General features: G+C 71.4%; 20 protein-coding genes. 15 read left to right on the forward strand and 5 right to left on the reverse strand.

Annotated elements, in window-relative coordinates; translation table 11 throughout:
- The first annotated feature begins 185 nt into the window (after nucleotides 1-185).
- From trpS to GEV10_23985, 3 genes are read left to right on the forward strand one after another with little or no spacing between them, the layout of a single operon-like run.
- Entirely contained in the window at nucleotides 186-1,214 is a 1,029-nt protein-coding gene (trpS, locus tag GEV10_23975) for a tryptophan--tRNA ligase (GenBank protein ID MQA81502.1), read from the forward strand.
- Nucleotides 1,214-1,741 (forward strand): 2'-5' RNA ligase family protein, encoded by a 528-nt coding sequence (locus GEV10_23980; protein ID MQA81503.1) that lies wholly within the window; start codon nucleotides 1,214-1,216, stop codon nucleotides 1,739-1,741. Before trpS ends, GEV10_23980 begins: the two co-directional genes overlap by 1 nt.
- Before the next feature lie 6 nt (nucleotides 1,742-1,747).
- The gene (locus tag GEV10_23985; GenBank protein ID MQA81504.1) at nucleotides 1,748-2,965 is read left to right on the forward strand and encodes a hypothetical protein; all 1,218 of its coding nucleotides are present in this window, start codon (nucleotides 1,748-1,750) and stop codon (nucleotides 2,963-2,965) included.
- A 30-nt stretch (nucleotides 2,966-2,995) separates the two neighbouring features.
- Here the strand turns inward: GEV10_23985 and GEV10_23990 are convergent, their stop codons facing one another.
- Entirely contained in the window at nucleotides 2,996-4,813 is a 1,818-nt protein-coding gene (locus tag GEV10_23990) for a hypothetical protein (GenBank protein ID MQA81505.1), read from the reverse strand.
- 121 nt (nucleotides 4,814-4,934) lie between these two features.
- Here GEV10_23990 and GEV10_23995 point away from each other — a divergent pair, with 121 nt between their 5' ends.
- The 9 genes from GEV10_23995 (at nucleotide 4,935) to GEV10_24035 (ending at nucleotide 15,270) form a co-directional block, all read left to right on the forward strand.
- Entirely contained in the window at nucleotides 4,935-6,509 is a 1,575-nt protein-coding gene (locus tag GEV10_23995) for a methylmalonyl-CoA mutase (protein MQA81506.1), read from the forward strand.
- 49 nt (nucleotides 6,510-6,558) lie between these two features.
- Nucleotides 6,559-7,788: an amidohydrolase gene (locus GEV10_24000; GenBank protein ID MQA81507.1), complete on the forward strand. Its 1,230-nt coding sequence runs from the start codon at nucleotides 6,559-6,561 to the stop codon at nucleotides 7,786-7,788.
- A gap of 244 nt (nucleotides 7,789-8,032) precedes the next feature.
- Nucleotides 8,033-9,115, forward strand: coding sequence for a BMP family ABC transporter substrate-binding protein (locus GEV10_24005; GenBank protein MQA81508.1), 1,083 nt, complete (start codon nucleotides 8,033-8,035; stop codon nucleotides 9,113-9,115).
- Nucleotides 9,112-10,686 (forward strand): ATP-binding cassette domain-containing protein, encoded by a 1,575-nt coding sequence (locus GEV10_24010; protein MQA81509.1) that lies wholly within the window; start codon nucleotides 9,112-9,114, stop codon nucleotides 10,684-10,686. The genes GEV10_24005 and GEV10_24010 overlap by 4 nt, the downstream gene beginning before the upstream one ends.
- Nucleotides 10,676-11,911 carry an ABC transporter permease gene (locus GEV10_24015; GenBank protein ID MQA81510.1) on the forward strand — a complete coding sequence of 412 codons (1,236 nt, stop codon included), beginning with the start codon at nucleotides 10,676-10,678 and terminating at the stop codon, nucleotides 11,909-11,911. The genes GEV10_24010 and GEV10_24015 overlap by 11 nt, the downstream gene beginning before the upstream one ends.
- Nucleotides 11,908-13,236 carry an ABC transporter permease gene (locus GEV10_24020; protein MQA81511.1) on the forward strand — a complete coding sequence of 443 codons (1,329 nt, stop codon included), beginning with the start codon at nucleotides 11,908-11,910 and terminating at the stop codon, nucleotides 13,234-13,236. Before GEV10_24015 ends, GEV10_24020 begins: the two co-directional genes overlap by 4 nt.
- A 2-nt stretch (nucleotides 13,237-13,238) precedes the next feature.
- Entirely contained in the window at nucleotides 13,239-13,637 is a 399-nt protein-coding gene (locus GEV10_24025) for a cytidine deaminase (protein ID MQA81512.1), read from the forward strand.
- Entirely contained in the window at nucleotides 13,634-14,908 is a 1,275-nt protein-coding gene (locus GEV10_24030; GenBank protein ID MQA81513.1) for a thymidine phosphorylase, read from the forward strand. Before GEV10_24025 ends, GEV10_24030 begins: the two co-directional genes overlap by 4 nt.
- Nucleotides 14,909-14,913: 5 nt before the next feature.
- Nucleotides 14,914-15,270, forward strand: a complete 357-nt coding sequence (locus GEV10_24035; GenBank protein ID MQA81514.1) for a cupin domain-containing protein — start codon at nucleotides 14,914-14,916, stop codon at nucleotides 15,268-15,270.
- Between the two features lie 6 nt (nucleotides 15,271-15,276).
- Here GEV10_24035 and GEV10_24040 read toward each other — a convergent pair whose 3' ends face one another.
- From GEV10_24040 to GEV10_24050, 3 genes are all read right to left on the reverse strand, one after another.
- Nucleotides 15,277-15,465: a PspC domain-containing protein gene (locus GEV10_24040; GenBank protein ID MQA81515.1), complete on the reverse strand. Its 189-nt coding sequence runs from the start codon at nucleotides 15,463-15,465 to the stop codon at nucleotides 15,277-15,279.
- 141 nt (nucleotides 15,466-15,606) lie between these two features.
- Nucleotides 15,607-16,977, reverse strand: a complete 1,371-nt coding sequence (locus GEV10_24045; protein ID MQA81516.1) for an MFS transporter — start codon at nucleotides 16,975-16,977, stop codon at nucleotides 15,607-15,609.
- Between the two features lie 143 nt (nucleotides 16,978-17,120).
- Complete coding sequence (locus GEV10_24050; protein MQA81517.1) at nucleotides 17,121-18,254, reverse strand: hypothetical protein; 1,134 nt, start codon at nucleotides 18,252-18,254, stop codon at nucleotides 17,121-17,123.
- A 100-nt stretch (nucleotides 18,255-18,354) separates the two neighbouring features.
- Here GEV10_24050 and GEV10_24055 point away from each other — a divergent pair, with 100 nt between their 5' ends.
- The 3 genes from GEV10_24055 to GEV10_24065 all read left to right on the forward strand — a co-directional run bounded on the left by GEV10_24055 (nucleotide 18,355) and on the right by GEV10_24065 (nucleotide 22,737).
- Complete coding sequence (locus GEV10_24055; GenBank protein ID MQA81518.1) at nucleotides 18,355-19,611, forward strand: lipase; 1,257 nt, start codon at nucleotides 18,355-18,357, stop codon at nucleotides 19,609-19,611.
- Nucleotides 19,612-19,705: 94 nt separating this feature from the next.
- Entirely contained in the window at nucleotides 19,706-21,208 is a 1,503-nt protein-coding gene (locus tag GEV10_24060) for a hypothetical protein (protein MQA81519.1), read from the forward strand.
- Between the two features lie 35 nt (nucleotides 21,209-21,243).
- On the forward strand, nucleotides 21,244-22,737 hold the full coding sequence (locus GEV10_24065) for a hypothetical protein (protein ID MQA81520.1): 1,494 nt from the start codon (nucleotides 21,244-21,246) through the stop codon (nucleotides 22,735-22,737).
- 34 nt (nucleotides 22,738-22,771) lie between these two features.
- Here GEV10_24065 and GEV10_24070 read toward each other — a convergent pair whose 3' ends face one another.
- A complete protein-coding gene (locus tag GEV10_24070; protein ID MQA81521.1) occupies nucleotides 22,772-24,148 on the reverse strand; it encodes an MFS transporter in 1,377 nt (458 codons plus the stop codon).
- Nucleotides 24,149-24,318: the final 170 nt, after the last annotated feature.

The following is a 24,318-nucleotide window of genomic DNA, read 5'->3' on the forward strand; positions in this document are numbered from 1 at the left end:
CAGCCCGCCGAGCATCTCCGCAGCGAACGCCACCAGCCGCGGCCTGACCTGGTCCATCTCCTCCGGGGTCACGGATCAGAACACGACCACATCACGAGCCGGATCAGCGGTAGCGACACACGTAACAAAGTACTACTAGTACCGCGGTTGTCCGCCGACGCCGGCCTCCTGTCAGAATCGTGCCCGTGCCGAGTGAACGTCAGTCGAGTCAGCGTCCGCGGGTCCTGTCCGGCATCCAGCCGACGGCCGACTCGTTCCACTTCGGCAACTACCTCGGTGCGGTACGCCAGTGGGTGCGGCTGCAGGACACGCACGACGCGTTCTACTGCGTCGTCGACCTCCACGCGATCACCATCGAGCACCGGCCGGACGAGCTGCGGCGTCGCACGCGCGTCGCGGCCGCGCAGCTGCTCGCGGCGGGCCTCGACCCGAAGCGGTGCACGCTGTTCGTGCAGAGCCACGTGCCCGAGCACGCCGAGCTCGGCTGGGTGCTGGGCTGCCTCACCGGGTTCGGCGAGGCGAGCCGCATGACGCAGTTCAAGGACAAGTCGGCGAAGCAGCAGCAGGTGTCCGTCGGGCTGTTCACCTACCCGATCCTGCAGGCGGCCGACATCATGCTCTACCAGGCCGACCAGGTGCCGGTGGGCGAGGACCAGCGCCAGCACCTCGAGCTGACCCGCGACCTCGCGCAACGCTTCAACGGTCGGTTCGGCGAGACGTTCGTGCAGCCCGAGCCGTACATCCTGAAGGAGACCGGGCGGATCGCCGACCTGCAGGACCCGACGGCCAAGATGAGCAAGTCGGCCAGCGCGCCGCAGGGCATCCTCGACCTGCTGGAGGAGCCGCGGGCCTTGCGCCGCAAGGTGATGCGCGCCGTGACCGACACCGACCCGGACGCCCGTATCGTCTACGACGAGGAGGCCAAACCGGGGGTCAGCAACCTGCTGCGCATCTTCTCCGCGCTGTCCGGCGACTCCGTCGACGACCTGAGCGCTCGCTACGACGGTGGCGGATACGGCGGGTTCAAGAAGGACCTCGCGGCCCTCGTCGAGGAGTTCGTCACGCCCTTCCAGGAGAAGGTCGGCGCGCTGCTCGAGGACGAGGCCGCGCTCGACGCGATCCTCGCCGACGGCGCGGCCCGGGCGTCCGGCGTCGCCCGCCGCACTATGCAGATCGTCCGCGAACGCGTCGGCTTCGTCCCGCTCGGCTCGTGATGCCGACCGTCGCGGCCTCGATCTCGGTGCCCGAGCCCTACGCCTCGGAGCTGCGGGACGCGCGCGACAGGTTCGGCGACGCCGCGGCGCGCACGACGCCGACCCACGTCACGCTGCTCGGCCCGACCGACGTCGGCGAGGCGGCGGCGAGCGACTTCGAGTCCCACCTCGCGGTGGTCGCCGCCGCGCACGCGCCGTTCGACATCCACCTGCGTGGCACCGGGTCGTTCCGGCCGGTGTCCGCGGTGGTGTTCGTCGCGCTCGCGGAGGGCATCAGCAGCTGCGAGCAGCTCGCCGCCTCCGTGCGCGGCGGGCCGATCAGGCGGGAGCACGACTACCCGTACCACCCCCACGTCACGATCGCGCAGGACGTGCCCGACGAAGCCCTCGACCGCGCGTTCGCCGAGCTCGCGGGTTACGAGGCGCACTTTCCGGTTAGCTGGTTCACTCTGTACGAGCATGTGGCGGACGGGTGGCGCGTCCGCCGCGAGTACGCGCTGAAGGGTGTCGCAGCCGCTGGGGGGTGACCGGCCATGGTGGCCGTCGTCGACAAGGGGAAGCGCCGCGTCGAGTCGTGGTTCGGCGCGACCCGTAAGAGGTTCGGGTGGTTCGACCACCTGGTGCGGGGATACACGCGGTTCAACGAGCAGAACGGCAACAGCCTCGCCGGGTCGGTGACGTACTTCGGCTTCCTGTCGTTCTTCCCGCTGCTCGCGGTCGGGTTCGCGATCCTCGTGTACGTGGTCGTGGTCTATCCGGACGCACGTGCCGAGGTCGGCGACGCGTTGACGGCGACGTTCCCCGGGCTCATCGGCTCCGGTCCGGGGAAGATCGACCTGCCGAACACGGCCGGCGCGGGTGTCGGCGCCGGGATCGTGGGTCTCGCCGGCCTCGTCTACTCGGGCACCGGCTGGGTCGACGCGCTCCGCGACGCGCTCCGTGCGATGTGGCTCCAGCCCGTGCACAAGGCGCCGAACGTCGTCCTGAAGAAGCTGTGGGACCTCGTCGTGCTCGTCGTCTTCGGCGTCGCTCTGGTGGCGTCGGTGTCGTTCTCGAGCCTCGCCACGTCGATGACGCGCGTCGTGCTCGGCGCCGTCGGCCTCGACCGCGTGCCCGGCATGGGTGTGGGGCTCCGCATCCTCGCGGTCGTGGTCGCCGTCGCGTTCGACGCCGTCGTGTTCGCGATCCTGTTCGGCGTGCTGCCCGGCGTGCGCACCCCGCTGAAGGTGCTCGCCCGCGGCTCGCTGCTCGCCGCGACCGGCTTCGAGATCCTCAAGCTCGCCGGCACGTTCCTCGTCGGCCGGACGACGAGCAACCCGGTCTACGGGGCGTTCGCGATCATGGTCGGGCTGCTCGTCTGGATCAACTTCGTCTCGCGCATCACCCTCCTCGCGGCCGCCTGGACCGCGACCGCCGTGCCGGACGCCGCCGAGGACGACGATGCCGCGACCCTGCCCGACGAGGTGCTCACCCGCCTCGACGGCCTGCCCGTCGACCGGGTCCGCAGGCCCCTCGACTGCGAGGCGTTGCTGTACCGCGAACAGGTGTGGGTCGGCTCGCTCGCGGCGGACGCCGGCTGGACGCCGGACGAGACCGGCCGGGTGCGCGGCCTGTACGTCCAGCGGATCGTCGAACGGCTGCGGGACGCCGGCTTCGAGCCCGCCGCCCTCGTCTCGTCGACGAAGCCCGGCTCGCTGCGCGACCTGGTCCACCAGGTCCGCGTGGCCCGCCGCGCCCGCCGCTTCCGCTGACTCCTACCGGGCGGGCACCGTGACGAACCGTCAGTGGGGGTTGCTGGGCCAGATCGGGTAGGTCATCGTCACGCTCGGGTCGCCCGGCGGCGGGGGGAGCGGCCGGCGGTCGGGGACGGGCCCGCCGTTGGGCTCCGCGTGCCGGCGGCCGCCGCCGTTGCCGTTCCGGGCTCCGTTGTCGAATGCCGGCACGGCACCGCCGACCGGGTACTCGTTGCCGAGGTCGTAGGCGTGGCCGTTCTCGTTCGCGGGCCAGCCGCCGTTGCCGTTGCCCTGCGCCGGCCAGACTCGGTTGCCGTTGCCGTTGCCGTTCGCGGGCCGGACGCCGTTTCCGTTGCCGTTCTGGTGGCCGATGCCGAGGCGGCTGGGCACGGGCCAGCCATCCGGGTCCTCGGCCACCGGTGCCGGCCCGGCGGTCGGGTTCGGGAACGAGACGGTCGCCTCGGGAGCGTAGGGCGTGTACGGGCCGGGGGCGGGCGGAGCGTGCCGGGCGCGGCGGCCGGCGGCCCGGCGACCACGGGGGCGTTCCTCGGCCACCGGCGCGGCCACCGGCGCGGGAGGTGGCGCGGGTGCGCGACCACGCGCGTGTCCCGGGCGGGTGCCGCGTCCTCGCGGCCCACGTTCTCGCGGCTCGCGTGCCCGAGAGCCGCGTCCGTGGGCCGGGGCGGCGCACCGGCGTCCGCGCGGCGTGACCGTTCGTCGGCGCCATACGACGACCGCTGCCACGATCGCGGCGGCGAGGAGCAGCACGAGGAGAAGGACGAGCGGCCACGGCGCGCCGCCCTCGTCCTCCGCCGCGGTCACCGACCGCTCGATGTGCTCGGCTGGCTTCGTCGCCTCCGCCGAGGCCCTGGTGGTGGCGGTCTTCGGTGGGATGGGCGCGACGAGGTCGCCGACGGGGACGGCCTCCGCCTCGGCGGCGAACCCCCAGTCGAGCAGCTTCTCCGTCTCGCCCCACAGGTCACCCGGGCTGCGCATGACCGTGACACCGATGGTCTGACCGCCGCGCTTGGCGGCGCCGACGTAGGAGGCCTTCGCCCTGGAGGTGTAGCCGTTCTTGCCGCCCAGCGTTCCCGGGTAGCTGCCGAGCAGGCGGTTGTGGGAGGCGATCTGGTACGACTTGCCGGCCTTCAGCGCGGGGAACTCCGCGCGCTCGGTCGCGAGGTAGGTGCGGAAGTCCTTGCGCTTCATGGCCTCGCGGAAGAGGAGCGTGAGGTCGTACGCCGAGGTCGTCTGACCCTTGGCGTCGAGGCCGCTCGGCTTGCGTGCGGCGGTGTCGTTCGCCTGCAGCCGCTTCGCCTCGGAGTTCATCCGGGCGATCGTCGCCTTGCGCCCGCCGCTGCCGCCGGCACTGCGGGCGAGGGTCTCCGCGGCGTCGTTGGCCGACATCATCAGCATCGCCTGGAACAGCATGCGGGCCTCGTACGTGCGACGCCGGTCGATGCCCACCTTCGTGCCGTCGACGGACATGTCGGCGAGCGTCGGCCGCAGTTCCTGGCTCGGATCGAGGTGGGGGAGCGTGGCGAGCGCGGTGAGCACCTTGATGGTGCTCGCGGGCGCGAACGCGCCGTGGGCGTCCTTGGCGGCGAGCACCTTGCCGGAGTCGAGGTCGCTGACGACGTAGGCCGCGGCCCTGACCTTCGGCAGCGGCGGCAGGTCGTCACCCTCGGGATGGACGACCCCTCGCGAGCCGAGGAGCGCGCCGCCCACCGGCTCGGACTCCACGGCGTGCGCGGGGACGGCGAACAGGGGCATCGCCAACAGAACGGACAAAACAGCCGCGAGTGCCGAGACCACTGACGGGCGCTTCGGCGTTCTCGCCCGAAACCCTCGCACAGTCGTGTTCATGGGAGGCCCACCATAGCCCCGTCCGGTCCGGCCGTGGTGGACCGTTCCGTCTCGCGCCGGAACGTCCGCTCCCGGCCTGCGATACTGCGAGGAACAGGGACGTCCGAAGGGGTGATCACACGTGGGTCGCGAGTCGGAGTCGGGCTTCTCGATCCCGCCGGTGTACGGCCCCGAGTCGCTCGACGGCTTCGACCCGGACGAGCGTCTCGGCCGGCCGGGCGAGTACCCGTACACCAGGGGCGTCTACCCGTCGATGTACACGAGCAGGCCGTGGACGATGCGGCAGTACGCCGGATTCGGCACGGCCGACGAGTCCAACCGCCGCTACCACCAGCTGATCGAGGCGGGCACGACCGGGCTCTCCGTGGCGTTCGACCTGCCGACGCAGATGGGGTACGACTCCGACGCGCCGCTCGCCTCTGGCGAGGTCGGCAAGGTCGGCGTGGCGATCGACTCGATCGACGACATGCGGCGGCTGTTCGACGGCATCCCGCTGGGCGAGGTCTCGACGTCGATGACCATCAACGCACCCGCCGCCATGCTCCTGCTGCTGTACCAGCTCGTCGCCGAGGAGCAGGGCGTCGACCCGAGGCAGCTCACCGGCACCGCGCAGAACGACGTGCTCAAGGAGTACATCGCGCGCGGCACGTACATCTACCCGCCGAAGCCGTCGCTGCGGCTCGTCTCCGACGTGTTCCGCTACTGCCACCGGGAGCTGCCGCGCTGGAACACCATCTCCATCTCCGGCTACCACATGGCCGAGGCGGGCGCCACGCCGGTGCAGGAGGTCGCGTTCACGCTGAGCAACGCGATCGAGTACGTCGAGGCCGCCCTGCGCTCCGGGCTCGCCGTCGACGAGTTCGCGCCGCGGCTGTCGTTCTTCTTCGTCGCCCGCACCACGCTGCTCGAGGAGGTCGCGAAGTTCCGCGCCGCGCGCCGGATCTGGGCACGCCTCATGCGCGACCGGTTCCACGCCGAGAACCCCAGGTCGCAGATGCTGCGCTTCCACACCCAGACGGCGGGCGTCCAGCTGACCGCGCAGCAGCCGGAGGTCAACCTGATCCGGGTGGCGCTGCAGGCACTCGGCGCCACGCTGGGCGGCACCCAGTCGCTGCACACGAACTCCTTCGACGAGGCGATCGCCCTGCCGACGGAGAAGGCGGCGCGGCTCGCGGTGCGCACCCAGCAGGTGCTGGCCAACGAGAGCGACGTGACCGCCACCGTCGACCCGCTCGCCGGCTCGTACGCGATCGAGTCGATGACCGACGCGATCGAGCACGACGTCGACGCGCTGATGGAGCGGGTCGCCGAGCTCGGCGGCGCGGCCGCCGCGATCGAGCACGGGTTCCAGAAGGACGAGATCGAGCGGTCGGCGTACGACATCGCGAAGGAGCAGGAGTCGGGCGAACGCGTCGTCGTGGGCGTGAACAGGTACCGGCTCGACGTCGAGGAGCCGTACGAGCCGATGCGGGTCGACCCGGCGATCGAGCGTCAGCAGACGGAGCGGCTGGCCAGGCTGCGCACGGAGCGCGACGGCGCGCAGGTGCGGGAACGCCTCGACGACGTGCGCAAGGCCGCCGTCGGCGACGCGTGCGTGCTCTACCCGCTGCGTGAGGCGCTGCGCGCCCGCGCCAGCGTCGGCGAGGTCTGCGACGCCCTCCGCGACGTCTGGGGCGTCTACCAACCGCCGTTCTGAGCCCGGGGTCGTCGCTCGGGAGACCGGCCGTCATGTCACAATGTGTGACATGAACCACGCCCCGGTTCACTCGACGACGTCCGTCCCCGAGCATGTTCTCGTCGACCTGCACGCGTTCGTCGAGGAACACGAACACGAGCTGATCACGCTCCGTCGTGACCTGCACCAGCATCCCGAGCTGGGTGACGCGGAGCGTCGCACCACCGCGCTCCTGGTCGATCGGCTGCGCGAGGCCGGCCTGCACCCGGTCGTCCTGCCCACCGGCACCGGCCTGGTCTGCGACATCGGCGGCGCGGACGGCACCGGCGCGCGGGTCGCGCTGCGCGCCGACCTCGACGCGTTGCCGCTGCAGGACGAGAAGGACGTGCCGTACCGGTCGACCGTCGACGGCGTCTGCCACGCGTGCGGTCACGACGTGCACACCACGGCGCTGCTCGGCGCGGCGCTCTTCCTGGCCCGCGAGGCCGAGCGCGGGCGGCTGCCCGGCGGCGTGCGCCTGCTCTTCCAGCCCGCCGAGGAGATCATCCCCGGCGGCGCCGACCTGATCGCCCCGACGGCGGCGCTCGACGGTGTCGGACGCATCTTCGCCGTGCACTGCGATCCGTCGTTGCCGGTCGGCAAGGTCGGGCTGCGTGTCGGCGCGATCACCTCGTCCACCGACCGGCTGAAGGTCAGGCTCAGCGGGCCTGGCGGACACACGTCGCGCCCGCACATGACGGCCGACCTCGTCTACGCGCTCGGCTCGCTCGTCACGCAGCTGCCGGCCGCGCTGTCACGCCGGGTCGACCCGCGGGCGGGCATGGCGCTCGTGTGGGGACGGGTCGAGGCCGGTCGCGCGGCCAACGCCATCCCCGACCACGGCGTCGTCGAGGGCACGCTGCGCTGCCTCGACGACGAGGTGTGGCACTCCGCGCCCGACCTGGTGAAGTCGCTGGTCGAGTCGATCACGAGCCCGTTCGGCGTCGGGGTCGACCTCGAGTACCACCGCGGTGTGCCGCCGGTCGTCAACGAGGCGACGAGTGTCCGGATGCTCGAGTCGGCCGCGACCGACGCGCTCGGACCCGAGTCCGTCGTCCCGACGCGGCAGAGCCTGGGCGGGGAGGACTTCTCCTGGTACCTCGACCGGGTCCCCGGCGCGATGGCCAGGCTCGGCACCCGCGCGCCCGACGCCGACCTCGACCTCGACCTGCACCGCGGCACGTTCGACGTCGACGAGCGGAGCATCGGCGTCGGCGTGCGCCTGCTCGCGGCCACCGCCTACCGCGCCGCCCGTCCGTGACCGCGGCGTCACCCACGGGGCCGTCACGCGTCCCGCTCGGCGGGCAGTAGGTCACCGGTCACCCGGTCGGGGCCTAGGTAACGGAGCGGTGTCGAAGCTCCTGACCCGGTTGGGTGGGCGCTGGATTGCGGCTATCGTCCCCCCGTCCGCTCTTCCCTCTATTCTCCGGATCGCCGGAGGGTGAGCGGGCACATGCAGGTGTTGACCCGCGTCATCTCGCGCGGGCCGAGGGGAGGAGCCCGTCGTGCGGTATGGCGTAAAACTGGCCTCGATAGGCCTCATCGGAGCATTTCTGTTGGTCGGCTGCGGTGAGCCGCCGGCCGAGCAGGGCAGCGACGAATCCACCGGCACGGCCGGGAAGAAGCTGAAGGCCTGCATGGTGCTGGACGTCGGCGGCGTCGACGACCGGTCGTTCAACCAGTCGTCCTGGGCCGGCCTGCAGGAGGCCAAGAAGGAGAACTCGAACATCGAGATCTCCTACGTGTCGTCCACCTCGCAGAACGACTACGTGCCCAATCTCAACGCCGAGGTCAACAAGGGCTGTGCCGTGACGGTCGCGGTCGGCGGCCTGATGGCCGACGCCACCAAGAAGGTCGCCGCCCAGCACGCGGACAAGTCCTTCGCCGAGGTCGACGCCCCGTCCTCGGGCGACAACGTCTACGGCATGCAGTACAACACCGCGCAGCCCGCGTTCCAGGCGGGCTACCTCGCCGCCGGCATGAGCAAGTCCGGCAAGGTCGCGACGTTCGGCGGCCTCGCGATCCCGCCCGTCACGATCTACATGGACGGCTTCTGGGAGGGCGTGCAGTACTACAACAAGGAGAAGGGCAAGGACGTCCAGGTCCTCGGCTGGAACGAGAAGAACCAGAAGGGCGGCACGTTCGCCCAGTCGTTCACCGACCAGGGCAAGGGTCGCTCGATCTCCCAGTCGTTCATCCGCGACGGCGCCGACATCGTGTTCCCGGTCGCGGGCAGCACCGGCCTCGGTGCGGGCGCGGCGGCGAAGGCGTCCGGCGGCAAGGCCAACCTGATCTGGGTTGACACCGACGGCTGCGTCAGCGCCAAGCAGTACTGCCAGTACTTCATCACCAGCGTCACCAAGGGCATGACGAAGTCGGTGAAGGAGTACGCCGTCAAGGCCGCCGAGGGCAACCCGCCCACCGGTAACTACATCGGCGACTTCTCCAACGACGGTGCGAGCCTGGCGCCGTTCCACGAGTTCGAGTCGAAGGTTCCCGCCGAGCTGAAGTCCGAGCTCGAGCAGATCAAGGAGGACATCTCCTCGGGCAAGATCAAGGTCACGTCGCCGGCGCAGCCGAAGGAATGAAGCTCGAGCTCCGTGGGGTGACCAAGCGGTTCGGCTCGCTGGTCGCCAACGACCACGTGGATCTCGTCGTGGAGCCCGGCGAGATCCACGCGCTGCTCGGTGAGAACGGTGCGGGCAAGAGCACGCTGATGAACGTGCTCTACGGCCTGTACCAGCCGGACGAGGGCGAGATCGTCGTCGACGACACGCCGCGCACCTTCAAGGGTCCGAGCGACGCGATGGCCGCCGGCATCGGCATGGTGCACCAGCACTTCATGCTCGTCCCGGTGTTCACCGTCGCCGAGAACGTCGCGCTCGGCAACGAGTCGACGAAGGCGTTCGGCTTCCTCGACCGTCGCCGGCTGCGCCGCAAGGTGGCGGCGATCTCCGAGGAGTACCGGCTCGACGTCCCACCCGACGCCGTCGTCGCCGACCTCGCCGTCGGCGTGCAGCAGCGGGTCGAGATCGTGAAGGCACTCGTCCGCGACGCGAAGGTGCTGGTGCTCGACGAGCCCACGGCGGCGCTGACGCCGCAGGAGACCGACGACCTGATGCAGGTCATGCGCAACCTGCGCGACGGCGGCACCTCGATCGTGTTCATCACCCACAAGCTCCGCGAGGTGCGTGAGGTCGCCGACCGCATCACGGTGATCAGGCGGGGCAAGGTGGTCGGCGAGGCGGAGCCGAGCACGTCGTCCGCCGAGCTCGCCTCGATGATGGTCGGCCGCCCGGTACAGCTCACCATCGACAGGGGCGAGGCCGAGCCTGGCGACCCCGTCCTCGCGGTCGAGCACCTGAGCGTCGTCGACGACTCGGGCGAGGTGCTCGTCGACGACGTGTCGTTCGAGGTCAGGGGCGGTGAGATCTACGCCGTCGCCGGGGTGCAGGGCAACGGGCAGAGCGAGCTCACCGAGGCCCTCGTCGGGCTCACCCCGCCGACCTCGGGACGCATCACGCTGGCCGGTCGCGACATCACCCACGCCCACGTCGACGACATCCTCGACATGAGCGTCGGGTACGTGCCCGAGGACCGGATGCACGACGGCCTCGTCGGGCCGTTCAGCATCGCCGAGAACCTCGTCCTCGACCACTACGACAAGCCGCCGTACGCCCGCGGTCTCGCGCTCGACATCAAGGCGATCCAGCGCAACGCGACTGCGCAGGTGGCGGAGTTCGACGTGCGCGCGACGTCGATCGACGAGCCGGTGTCGACGCTCTCCGGCGGCAACCAGCAGAAGGTCGTGCTCGCCCGCGAGATGTCCCGCCCGCTGACCCTGCTCGTCGTCGCGCAGCCGACCCGCGGGCTCGACGTCGGGTCGATGGAGTTCGTGCACCGGCGCATCGTCGCCGAACGCGACAGGGGAGCCGCCGTCGTCGTCGTGTCGACCGAGCTCGACGAGGTCCTCGGTCTCGCCGACCGGATCGCCGTCATGTACCGCGGTGGCATCATCGGCGAGGTGTCGTCCGACACCCCCGCGGACGCGATCGGCCTGCTGATGGCCGGCTCGACGGAGGCCGCGACCGGGGCGACGAACGGCACGGCGGACGGTGCCGGCACCGACGAGAGCACGGGGAGCCGCAGTGGCGAGTGAGGCGGACCAGCAGAAGGCGCCGCGGCCGAGCTTCGGTCGCGCCGTGGCCGACGCGGTCCTGTACGGCAACAGCGTGGTCGTCACCCTGCTGGCACTGCTCTGCGCACTCGTGGTCGGCGCCGTGCTCATCGTCATCGGCGACGCGCCCACGCGCCAGGCCATGGGGTACCTCTTCGCCGCGCCCGGCGACGCGCTCTCGTCGGCGGCGTTCGCGATCGGCAACGCGTACGGCTCGCTGTTCAAGGGCGCGATCTTCAACCCCGACTCCGCGTCCGGTGGGTTCACCGGCGTGATGTACCCGATCTCGGAGACGATGGTGTCGGCGACGCCGCTGATCCTCGCCGGGCTCGCCGTCGCACTCGCGTTCCGCACCGGACTGTTCAACATCGGCGCCCAGGGCCAGATCATCATGGGTGCGATCTGCGCGGGCTACGTCGGCTTCGCGTGGGACCTCCCGCCGGTGCTCCACCTGCTCGTCGCGTTGCTCGCGGGCATGGTCGGCGGCGGCATCTGGGGCGGCATCGCGGGGTTCCTCAAGGCGCGCGCCGGCGCCCACGAGGTGATCTCGACGATCATGCTGAACTACATCGCCTACAACTTCCTGGCGTTCCTGCTCACGGCCAGGGGCTTCCAACGTCCGCCGTACAGCCAGGCGATCTCCAACAACGTCCTCGACACCGCACGGCTGCCGGGGCTGCTCGGGCCCGACCTCCGGGTGCACGCCGGCCTGGTCGTCGCGCTGCTCGCGGCGCTCGCCGTCTGGTGGCTGCTCAACCGCAGCACCCCCGGCTTCCAGCTGCGGGCCGTCGGCGCCAACCAGTTCGCGGCGCGCACGGCGGGCATGCGGGTCGAGCGGAGCTACATCTACGTGATGCTGCTCGCCGGTGCGCTGTCCGGTCTCGCCGGCTGCAGCCAGATCCTCGGCACCAACCCGGCGATCACCCAGGACATCGACGGCGGGTTCGGGTTCGACGCGATCACCGTCGCGCTGCTCGGCCGCGGCAAGGCCGGCGGCACCGTGCTCGCCGGCCTGCTCTTCGGCGCGCTGCGCGCCGGCGGCGTGCAGATGCAGTCGACGACCGGCACGTCCATCGACCTGGTGATGGTGGTGCAGTCGGTGATCGTGCTGTTCATCGCCGCGCCCGCGCTGATCCGGGCGATCTTCCGGCTGCGGGACGCCCGCGGTGGCGTCCGCCAGGACCTCGCGAAGGGCTGGAACGGATGAGCACGCCTTCGCAGGCCCCACCGGAACTCGTGCCCGACGAGAGCCTCGTCATCCACCGGGTCGTCGAGCCGCCCACCTCGCGGCGGCAGCGGCTGGTGATGGGACTCGTCCTCGTCGGGGTCGGACTGATCGCCGTCCTCGCCTTCGGCGTCTCCGCGCGTTCCGGCTTCGACGCGGCCTTCCGGCTCAGCCCGACCGACGCGGCCGTCCCGGTACCCGACATCGTCGTGCCCGCGCGCGCCACCGCGATCGTGCTCGGTGCGGTCGTGCTCCTGCTCGGTGCCTGGCACCTGGTCCGCGGCTTCAGCAGGCGCGCGACCAAGTGGATCGCGACCATCGCGGTCGTGTGCTTCATCTTCTCGTTCCTGTGCTGGGCCGCGACCGGCAAGCAGGACACCGAGATCGACCTGCTCGGCCTGATGCAGCAGACGATCTTCCTCGCCGTGCCGCTGATCCTCGGCGCTCTCGCTGGCGTGCTCTGCGAACGGTCCGGCGTCATCAACGTCGCGATCGAGGGGCAGATGCTCGCCGGGGCGTTCCTCGGTGCGCTCGCGGCATCGATGGCGCACAACCTCGGCGTCGGCGTGCTCGCGGCGGTGTTCGGCGGCGGCGTGATGGGCGCGCTGCTCGCGGTCTTCTCGATCCGCTACCTGGTCAACCAGGTCGTCCTCGGCGTCGTGCTGAACGTGTTCGCGCTCGGCCTCACCGGGTTCGCGTACGACATGTTCATGAAGAACCAGGCCGACAGGTACAACGAGCCCGGCTTCTTCGGCCAGGTCGAGATCCCGCTCCTCGGCGACATTCCCGTCCTCGGGCCGCTGCTGTTCAACGCCAATGTGATCGTGTACGCGGCGTACGTGCTGCTCGTCGTCATCCACATCGCGCTCTTCCGCACGCGCTGGGGCCTGCGGACCCGAGCGGTCGGCGAGCACCCGAAGGCCGCCGACACCATGGGCATCAACGTGCTGCGCGTGCGCTACCGCAACGTGATCCTCGGCGGTCTCGTCGCCGGGCTCGCCGGTGCGTACCTCACGGTCGGTACGGTGGGCGCGTTCAGCAAGAACATCTCGTCCGGCAAGGGGTTCATCGCGCTCGCCGCGCTGATCTTCGGCCGGTGGAGCCCGCTGGGCGCGCTCGGCGCGGCGCTGTTGTTCGGGTTCGCCGACGCGCTGCAGACCGTCCTCTCGTACACGCAGACGCCGGTGCCGATCCCCTCGTCGTTCCTCGCGATGCTGCCGTACCTCGCCACCCTGTTCGCGGTGGCCGGGCTCGTGGGCAGGGTCCAGGCGCCCGCGGCCGACGGCGTGCCGTACACGAAGGAGTGAGGGTGCCCGACGTCGACTGGGATGTCCTGCGCGTCGCCGCGTGCGAGGCTGCGACCCACGCGTACGTGCCCTACTCGCGGTTCCCCGTCGGGGCCGCGGGTCTCGTCGACGACGGTCGCGTCGTGTCCGGCTGCAACGTCGAGAACGCGTCGTACGGGCTCGGCCTGTGCGCCGAGTGCGGCCTGGTCTCCGCGCTGCACGCGAGCGGCGGCGGGCGGCTCGTCGCCGTCGCCTGCGTGGACGGCCACGGTGCGTCGCTGATGCCCTGCGGACGTTGCCGGCAGCTGCTCTGGGAGCACGGCGGCCCCGACCTGCTGCTCGAGACCGTACGCGGCGTCCGCCCGATGCACGAGGTGCTGCCGGACGCGTTCGACGCGACAGACCTGGAGGAACGGGCTTGAGTGTGATCGACGTGATCCGTGCCAAGCGTGACGGTGGTGCGCTGAGCGACGAGCAGGTCGACTGGGTGATCGACGCGTACGTGCGCGGCGACGTCGCCGACGAGCAGATGGCGGCGCTGTGCATGGCGATCCTGCTGCGCGGCATGACGTTGTCGGAGATCGCGCGGTGGACCGACGCGATGATCCGGTCAGGCGAGCGCATGGACTGGTCCGGCGTCGGTCGACCGACGACCGACAAGCACTCGACCGGCGGAGTGGGCGACAAGATCACGCTGCCGCTCGCGCCCACCGTGGCGGCGTGCGGTGTCGCGGTGCCGCAGCTGTCCGGCCGCGGCCTCGGCCACACCGGCGGCACGCTCGACAAGCTCGAGTCGATCCCCGGCTGGCGTGCCGTTCTCGACCGCGAGGAGATGCGCGCGCAGCTCACCGATGTCGGCGCGTTCGTCGCGGCGGCCGCCGACTTCATCGCCCCGGCCGACCGCAAGCTCTACGCGCTGCGCGACGTCACCGGCACGGTCGAGTCGATCCCGCTGATCGCCAGCTCGATCATGAGCAAGAAGATCGCGGAGGGCACGTCGTCGCTCGTCCTCGACGTCAAGGTCGGCAGCGGCGCGTTCATGAAGTCCGTCGACGACGCGCGGGAGCTGGCCGAGACCATGGTCGGGCTCGGCGGCGCCCACGGCGTGCGGACGACCGCGCTGCTCACCGGCATGGACGTCCCGCTCGGCCGGGCCGTCGGCAACGCGCTCGAGGTGCGCGAGTCCGTCGACGTGCTGGCCGGCGGCGGCCCCGACGACGTCGTCGAGCTGACCTGTGCGCTTGCCGCCGAGATGGTCGCGAGCGCCGGCGGCGGCAACGGCAAGGACCCGGCCGACGCCCTGAAGGACGGCTCGGCGATGGACGCCTGGCGACGCATGGTGGCCGCCCAGGGCGGTGACCCCGACGCGGCCCTGCCGGTCGCGCGCGAGACCCAGGAGGTGACGGCGTACTCCGGCGGCACCGTCACGTGGCTCGACGCGTACGCGGTCGGCGTCGCCGCCTGGCGGCTCGGCGCGGGCCGGGCGCGCAAGGAGGACACCGTGTCGGCCGTGGCGGGAGTCGTGGTGCACGTGCGGCCGGGCGACGTCGTCCGGCCGGGGCAGCCGGTGCTGACCCTGCACGGCGACGACACGTCGCGGTTCGCCGGTGCCGCCGAGGCGGTCCGCGCCGCGGTCGAGGTCGACGGCGAGCGGCGGCCCCTGCCGCTGCTGGTCGACCGCGTGGCAGGGTGAGGGGCATGCCCGAGCTCATCGCACAGCCCAGCAGGATTCCCGTCCCCGGCGGCAAGATCGTCGACGAGTACGCCGGGCGGGTGACCACCTCGGACGAGCGGGTGAGCGTCGCCCACATGCAGTCTCCCGGCGGCTGGGAGGAACCCGCCCAGACCCCGGAGTTCGACGAGATCACCGTCGTGCTCGACGGCCTCGTGCGGGTGGAGCACGACGGCGGCGTCATCGACGTGACCGCGGGACAGGCGGTGCTCACGCATGCCGGCGAGCGCGTGCGCTACACGACACCGAGCGAGGAGGGCGCCCACTACATCGCGGTGTGCGTCCCCGCGTTCTCCCCGGAGACCGCGCACCGCGACGCGTGAGGGTCGTCAGTCCTCCGACGGGACGAGGATCCACATCGCGAGGTAGATGATCACCTGCGGGCCCGGCAGGGCGCAGGAGATGACGAACAGCAGGCGGACGAGGAACGGCGACAGACCGAACCTGTGGGCGATCCCGGCGCAGACGCCGGCGATCATCCGACCGTGGGTGGGACGTGCGAGCCGTCGGGACGACATGGTGGTCGGGTCCTTTCCGTTGCCCAATGGTCCTGGCAGACACACTGGCGTGCCTGTCACTGTGCCCCACGAAACCCTGGTTCAGTGCCGTCCGGGCGCTGAACCAGGGTTCGTTCGGGGTCGGTTCCGGGATCCCCTGGGTCAGGCGGCCTGCGGGCAGACCTCCTGCGGGTACACGGTCGAGACGGTGGCCTCGGTCTCGGTCTCTTCGACGTCCAAAGGGTTCGCGGCCTCGTCCCTCGGCAGGCGCGCCGCGACGACCGCGATGACGGCGAGGACCGGCGGCACGACACCGGCCACCAGGAACGTGGCTCCCAGGCCGATGACGGCGCTGATCGGGGCGGCCAGGGCCATGGAGACCGGCATGAGCACCAGCGAGACGAAGAAGTCGAGGCTGGAGACGCGGCCGAGCAGCGCCGGCGGGACGCGGCGCTGGAGCAGCGTCCCCCAGATCACCATCGGGGCCGAGAACAGGATGCCGACGACGAACACGGCGGCGGCGATCAGCCACACCTGGCGGGCGAAGCCGACGACGATCAGGGGGAGGCAGGCGACGCCCCACATCACGATCATCGCGGTCAGGTAGCGGCGCGGCATCTTGATCGAGGCCATACCGAGCGACCCGACGGCACCGCCGATGCCGAACGCGGCGAGGACGAGCGCGTGGTCGGCGGGGCCGCCGCCGGCGCGGTCCTTGATGAGGAACGGCATGAGCACCTCGATCGGGCCCATGATCACCAGGATCATCACCGAGGCGAACAGCAGTGTCGACAGCAGCCACGGGGTGCGGACCATGTAGCGGACGCCTTCGCGCAGGTCGCCGAAGACCGCGCTGACCGGGTTGGTGGTGCCGCCCTCGCCCTGGATGTCGCGGCGCAGCGGAATCGGCCGCATCGCGAGCAGGCAGGCGATGCCGGCGATCTCGAGGACGGTGACGACGGCGATCGCGACGGCGGGGGACGAGGCGGCGATCAGCATGCTGGCGAACGCGGGACCCGCGGCCTGCATGAGCGTCGGCCGCATCGTGCCCTCGACGCCGTTGACGGCCATCAGGTCCTCCGCGGGAACGACCGAGGGGAGCAGGGCCGAGTAGGCGGGGAACGTGAAGCCGTTGCCGATGCCGATGACGAGCGACACGACCGCGAGGTGCCAGGGTGTGAGCACGCCGGTCAGCGCCAGGGTGGCGACGACGGCGATCGCCGCCGTGCGGACGCCGGTGACGGCGAGCAGGATGCGTCGCTGCGGGATGCGGTCGGCGAAGACGCCGCCGAACAGGCTCGCGGCGATCATGCCGACGGCGCCGGCGGTCGAGACGATCGAGAGCTCCGCCGCTCCGCCGTCCATCGCGATGACCTGCCAGACGAGAGCGACGAGCCAGACGCCGCCGGCCATCAGTGCGAAGATCACGGAACCGTTGAGCAGCCGGTACTGGGCGCTGCGGAACGGGCGGAGGGGACCGCGCAACCAGCGAGCGGCTCCCCGCTCGGGGGCGGTGGTGGCGGTGTCACTCATCGGAGTTCCTTCGAGTCTCGGTCGTACGTGTCAGGTCATCACACGTAGAGACCGGACTGCTGAGGAGAACTCATCGCCGCCCCGGCGTATTTCTCGTGAGGGACGCGCGCCCCTCACGGTGCCGGGTCAGGCGAGGGGCGTGATCACCCCCGGCGGGCCGCCCGCTCCTTGGCATAGGCCCGCTTCTCGTTCCTGATCGGCTTCGGCTCCTCGATGTACGGGAACCTGCTGGTCGTCTTCGCCTTCACGACCGCCGCCACCGTGATCGGCTGCGGTGCGAGGTTGCCGTCGGGGCCGATCACGCACCGGGCCGCGGTGTCGCCCGCGCCGAAGAACCCGCCGAGGCAGCCGCCGAACTGCGCGTGGCCGCGTCCGTTCGGGTGCAGTGACTGCTGGACGATGTTGCCGCCGAGACCGTTCTGGATCTGGCCCACGTCGATGTCGATGCCGGCCGCCCACTCCTGGTCGTGCCCGATGCCGTTCGCACAGACCTCGCGGCCGTAGAACGCCTGGGACAGGTCGAGGAACCTGGCGCCGGCGTCGCTCGCCACCGTGCCCATCGTCGCGGCGAACTGCGTGACGACGCTGGTACGCGCCCAACCGGCGTCGTCGTCGCGGATCGGGCAGCCCTCGAACGCCTTGGTGAAGGAGTACCTGTTGTCCTCGGTGATCGGCGACGGGTACGACTGGAGCACGAGCTCGTAGTCGGCGTCGGCGTAACCCGCGTCGCGCATCACGGTGCGGACGTCGGCCAGGCTCCCGGCGATGTCCGGCGCGGCTGCCGCGAGCTCGGCCGGCAGCTTGTCCTGCCAGGCGTCCTGGCAGCGGTCGGCGAGCAGGAAGTAGCCCTTGATGCAGTCGAGCACGAGGTCTGCGAAGCCGACGTCGTTGCCGCCGACCGACACGACGACGAGCTTCACCTGGTTGTCGCGCGCGACCGCGCGGAGCTGCTCTGCCTGCACGGCCTCGCCGTTCTGGCCGGAGCCGCCCAGCCGGACGTTGGACGTGGTCGCGCCCGAGCACGCGAGGTTGATGCTCCGGTCCGCCGCGATGCCGGTCTCGTGGATCTCGGCGCGGGTCGACCGGTGGCAGAAGTTGCCCGGCTCGTCGGTGCCCGGCTCGTAGTCGCCGGCCGCCTCACCGGAGATGTAGCTGTCGCCCATCGACACGATCGCGGTGGGCTTCTCCGCCGCCTGGGCGCTGGAGAGGCCCAGCCCTCCGGCGAGGAGGGCAGCGGCACCGACCGCGGCTGACAACTTGCTGATCGACCGAGACATGGGGGCATCCTTCCCGGAACGCAGGCACCGTGTGTGATGATCCCGTTACGATGCGGGCCTGCGCAAGGCCCTGTGACGGTGCGAAGTGGGAGGACGGGCGATGAGGCTCTGGAATCGGCGTTCACGGAGGTCGGCCGTCCTGCTCGGGGTCACGCTGTGTGCGGTCCTCGCCGGCACGCTGTCGGCGGCTCCGGCGCCTGAGGCACAGGCGGCGCCTGCGGCCGCCGCGGTCGACCCGTTCTACACGCCGCCGTCGCCGCTGCCCGACGGCGAGCCGGGCGACGTCATCCGGGCGGAGCGCACGTCGGTCTTCCTCGACCCCGCGCACCTGCTCAGCCCGCCCGTGGACGCGTGGCGGGTCATGTACCTCTCGGAGTCGGGCACCGGCGAGCGGGTGGCCGTGACTGGCACCCTGCTCGTCCCGCGCGCGCCGTGGCTCGGCCGCGGCGAGCGCCCGCTGCTGAGCTACGCGGTGGGCAGCCACGGGATGGGCCCGCAGTGCATGCCGTCGGCGCAGTTCCACGCGGGTACGCAGTACGAGTTCGCGCTGATCAACGTGTGGCTGCTCGTCGGCTGGGCAGTGTTCGTCACCGACTACGAGCACGTCGGCACCAGCGGGCACGAGGTCTACGTGAACAGCAGGTCGGCCGGGCAGTCGATGCTCGACGGCGCGCGCGCCGCGACCGGCGTGGCCGGCTCCGGCATCGACGACAGCAACCCGCTCGCGATCACCGGGTACTCCCAGGGCGGCAACGCCGCCGCGGCCGCGGCGGAACGGCAGCCGTCGTACGCACCCGACCTCGACCTCAAGGCGGTGGCCGCAGGCGGCGTGCCCGCCGACCTGCGCGCCACCGCGAGCGCCGTCGACCGCGACGTCCTGGCCGGCACGCTGCCGATGACGGTCGGCTCGCTGGCGGCGGTCTACCCCGAGCTCACCCTCGACGGCTTCAACGCGACGGGTCGCGCCGCCGTCGCCGAGGTGAAGTCGCAGTGCATCGCGGAGACCAGCACGCGGTGGGCGTTCCACTCCTCGACCGAGCTGACCGAGGGCGGCAAGACGATCGACGAGTTCCTCGACGACAACGCCGACTGGGCGAAGCGGGTCGAGGAGCAGCGGATCGGCCGGCTGGAGCCCGGCGTGCCCGTCCTGCTCTACCACGGCGCGCTCGACCCCTGGGTGCCGTACGCCGTCGGCAAGCGGCTCGCGGACGACTGGCGGGCGCAGGGCGCCGACGTCACGTTCACGACCTACCCGATCGCCGAGCACTTCGGCGGCCTCGGCGAGGCGATCCCGCAGGTGCAGACCTGGCTGCTGGCCAAGACGACCGGCAGCGCGAAGGTCGCCCGCGCCGGCTAGGCACGCGCTGTCCTCCCGCTGTCAACCGAGCGGTCCGTTCGGGAGTCAGTGACGGCAACACCCTGCCGGTGTGGGAATTCCACAGGAGGATGCAATGAAGCGATCCCTTGTCCGGGCCGTACTCACGCTCACGGCGCTCACGGCAGCCACCGGCCTCGGTTGGGCAGGCGCATCACCGGCCAACGCGGAGCCGGGATGCCAGTACGGGAGCAACGACTTCAACCAGGACGGCGTGGTCGACGTCGCCGTCGGCATGCCGGGGGACGTCATCGACGGCAGCGAAGGACCGCCGGGGATCGTCGAGGTCCGGGTCAGCGACGGCGACTCGACCACCGTTCACCGTCTCCGGTCGCCGGAGCCCCAGGACGGCGACCTGTTCGGCACCGCCGTCGCCGAGGTCGCCGCCTCCGCGGGTGCCGCCGACCGTTGCAGCATGCTGGCCGTCGGCGCCCCGGGCTACGACGTCGAGATCGGCGAGGGCGGTGACGTCGGCGCCGTCTACCTGTTCCGATGGGACTCTGCCGCCGAGGAGTTCGTCGATGCGGGCACGTTCGGTCCGGGACGGGGCGGTGTGCCGGCCGGCGTGAACTTCGAGGAGGGCTTCGGGCAGGCGCTCGCCGCTCCGTACCACGGTGGCGGTGGCGGCGACGGTCTCGTCACACCGCTGTACGTCGGTGCGCCGGGCTACCACCTGGACTCTGCGCCGGCGGCCGGTGCGGTGTACCGGCTCACGTTCACCACCGAAGGCGAGCCGACGGTCGACGAGGCTACCTTCATCACCCAGGACTCCCCCGGCGTCCCCGACACCGCGGAGTCGGGTGACGGCCTCGGCACCTCGCTCGCCGCGGTCGACGGCGGCGTCCTCGCCGGAGCCCCTGGCGAGAGCGTAGGAACCGCCGACCGGGCCGGCGGGTTCCTCAGCTGGCGGGAGGACGGCGACGTGCCCGCGCGCTTCGTCACGCAGGACACCGCCGGGGTGCCGGGGACCGCAGAGGACGGCGACTACTTCGGTGAGGTGATCTACGCCGCGCACGAGGTGCCGGCGTCCAGCGGCGGGCACTACGTCATGGTGGGTGCGCCCTTGGAGGACATCGGCACGGTGCAGCGGGCCGGCTCCGCGATCCGGTTCGCGTACGACGGCGATGTAGAGCTCGACAAGGTTCAGGGCTTCAACCAGGACACCCCGGGTGTCGCGGGTACCCCGGAGGTGAACGACTACTTCGGCAGCTCGTTCGGTTCCTACGGGCCGACGCGCGTTCTCGTCGGGGTGCCGTTCGAGGACATCGGGACCGTGAAGGACGCCGGGATGGTGCAGGGCCTGTCCGGCGACCGGTCGTGGCACCAGGGCACGGCGGGCGTCCCCGGCTCGAACGAGAGCTACGACCACTTCGGCGCGACCATCGGCAATGCGCTGTATGGCATGGGCGGTCCGGGAGAGGACGGCTGGCTCGGTGACGTGCTCGTCGGCGTCCCGTACGAGGACGGGTACGGCGCCGTCGTGGCCGGCCTGCCGGGCGGACCGGCGACGCCGACCAGGTGGTCACCAGGACCGTCCGACTCGAACGACTACGGCATCGCCATCGGCAAGACCAACTGAACGCCGACTCGGCCACGACGGTCTCGGGAGGATCCATGAAACGACACCTCGTACGCGCCGGACTCGCGGTCGCGGCGCTCACGGCCGTCACCGGGCTCGCCTGGGCCGGCGCTCCGCCGGCCAGTGCGGAGCCGGAGTGCCTCAACCAGAGCAACGACTTCGACCAGGACGGCGGCGTCGACGTCGCCGTGGGCATGCCGGGCGCGGACCTCAGCACGGGCGCGGTCGAGGTGCGGGTCAGTGACGGGGAGGGCTCGACGGTCCACCGGATCGAGGCTCCCGACGCCCAGCGCGGCGACGAGTTCGGTTTCGCCGTCGCCGAGGTCGCGGCCTCCGGCGGTGAGGCCGACCAGGACCGCTGCAGCATGCTCGTGGTCGGCGCGCCGGGCCGCGACGTCGGCGGCGCGGCCAACGCGGGCGCCGTCTTCCTGTACCGGTGGGATGCCGGTGCCGCGGGGTTCGCGCTCGTCGGGGAGTACAGCATGGCCACCGACGGAGTTCCAGGTCAGGCGCAGGCGTTCGCGCGCTTCGGCCACGCTCTCGCGGCCCCGTACCACGAGGGTGGCGAGATCGGCGGGCTCGTCACGCCGCTGTACGTCGGCGTGCCCCGCTACTCGGTCGGCTCCGCCCACTGGTCGGGGGCGTTCACGCGGCTCACGTTCACCCTCGACGAGGATCCCGCGGTCGACGAGGGCACCCTCGTCACGCAGGACTCCGCGGGAATCCCGGACACGGCCGAGCAGGACGACCAGCTCGGTGACGCGCTGGCGGCCGTCGACGGCGGCGTGCTGGTCGGCGCTCCTGGCGAGCAGGTCGGGACCGTGGACTGGGCGGGCGGGTTCCTGCGCTGGCGCGAGGGCGACAGCGGCCAGGCGCGCTTCGTGACCCAGGACACTCCCGGCGTGCCCGGCGTGCCAGAGACGGGGGACGAGTTCGGACGGGCGATCTACGCGGCGCACGAGCTGAAGGCGTCCGGCGGTGGTCACTTCGTCATGGTCGGCGCGCCCGGTGAGTCGATCGGGGACGTCCTGCGGGCCGGCTCCGCGATCCGGTTCGTCTACGACGGCGAGCTCCAGGTCGCCGGCGCTCAGGGCTTCAACCAGGACACCACGGGTGTCGCCGGGCGGCCGGAGCAAGACGACGCGTTCGGCAGCGCGTTCGGGTCGTACGGACCCACCCGCACCCTCGTAGGGGTGCCGGGCGAGAGCGTCGGAACCGTGGGGAACGCCGGGCTCGTCCAGGGCCTGTCCGGCGAGCGGTCGTGGCAGCAGGACACGGCGGGGGTCCCTGGCTCGGTCGGGATCAGGCACCGCTTCGGCGCGACCATCGGCAACGCGCTGTACGGCCTGGGCGGCTCGGGGGAGGACGGCTGGTTGGGCGACGTGCTCGTCGGCGTCCCCGGCGACGACCGCTTCGTCGGCTCCGTAGTCGCCGGCCTGCCCGGTGGCCCTGGTGGATCCGAGCGGTGGACCCCGCAGACACCCGGTGACGAGGACGCGTACGGCAGCGCGGTCGGCCGCACCAACTGACCCGCGGACGGGGGCGGGCGGCCGGCTGCCGCGGTCAGCCGCTGACCGCCGGGGGAGGCGTCTGATCCCGGCGCTCCAGTCCCGCGTACTCGACGGACATGTCCTGGCGCTCGCGGTTGGTGAGCATGGCGACTGTGACGACGCTGACCAGCCCGCACGCGGCCATGTAGATCGCGATCGGCAGCGCGCTGCCGTACGCCGCGAGGAGGGCCGTCGCGATGATCGGGGCGGGTCCGCCCGCGGTCACCGACGCGAGCTGGTAGCCGAGGGACGCGCCGCTGTAGCGCAGCCGCCCGGTGAACGCCTCGGCCGTGATGGCCGCCAGTGGGCCGTACTGCATGTCGTGGATCACCAGCGACAGCACCATCGCCAGCAGCACCAGGATCGGCACCTTCGTGTCGAGCAGCTCGAAGTAGGCGAACGAGAACACCGCGATCAGGGCGGCCCCGATCAGGTAGAGGCGCTTGCGGCCGACGAAGTCGGACACGAATCCCCAGAACGGGATCGTGACCATCGACACCAGCGCCGCGATGAGCAGGTAGTTGAACATCGTCTGTTGCGGCAGCTCGAGGACCGTCGTGCCGTACGTCAGGACGAACGTCGTGAAGATGTAGAACGGTGCCTGCTGACCGGTACGGATCAGCGCGGTCAGCAGGACCTCGCGCCACTGCAGGCGCAGCACCTCGAGCACCGGTGTGCGCTCGATGTGCTGCCGCTCCTTGAGCTGGGCGAAGACCGGGCTCTCCAGGATCCCGAGGCGCACCCACAGGCCGATCGCGACGAGCACGATGCTGCCGAGGAACGGCACCCGCCAGCCCCAGGAGAGGAAGGCCTCGGGGGTGGTGAGGGCGTTCATCGCCGCCAGCGCGCCGATCGAGAGTGCGATGCCGGACGGCACGCCCCACTGCGGCCAGCTGGCGATGAAGCCGCGCCGTCGCCGATGGCCCCACTCGATCGACATCAGGACCGAGCCGCCCCATTCGCCGCCCACGCCGATGCCCTGCAGGATGCGGAAGAACGCCAGCAGGAGGCCGCCCCAGACACCGATCACGGCGTGCGTGGGCACCAGGCCGATCAGCACCGTGGCCACGCCCATGATGACCAGCGTCGCGATCAGGCTCGCCTTGCGGCCGATGCGGTCGCCGAAGTGACCGAAGATGGCGGCGCCGACCGGCCGGGCAGCGAAGCCGCCGAAGTAGGTGACGAACGCGCTCAGCGTCGACGTCAACGGGTTGTCGGACGGGAAGTAGAGGGGCCCGATCACGACGGCCGTGGCGAAGCCGTAGAGGAAGAAGTCGTACCACTCGATCGTGGTGCCGATGGTCGAGGCGACGACCGCGGCTCGCAGGTTCTTGCGTGAGGTGGCATCGTCGGCGTGCGCGGCGGCCCGGATCTCATCGGCGTCTGGCATCGTCGCCCTCCTGGTCCATGCGGCTGCCCCTGACGTGTTTCTGACTTCGTGACGCACTTTGGCGTTGGATTAGCCAACATCGTCGGGGTTCTGGGTGGGTTGAGTCTGTCGTTCTTGGCGGTGGGTGGCAAGCCGGTGTAGCCGGGCTTGCTCGAGGCCGGCCTGGCGGG

The organism is Streptosporangiales bacterium, assembly GCA_009379955.1.
Classification (GTDB): Bacteria; Actinomycetota; Actinomycetes; order Streptosporangiales; family WHST01; genus WHST01.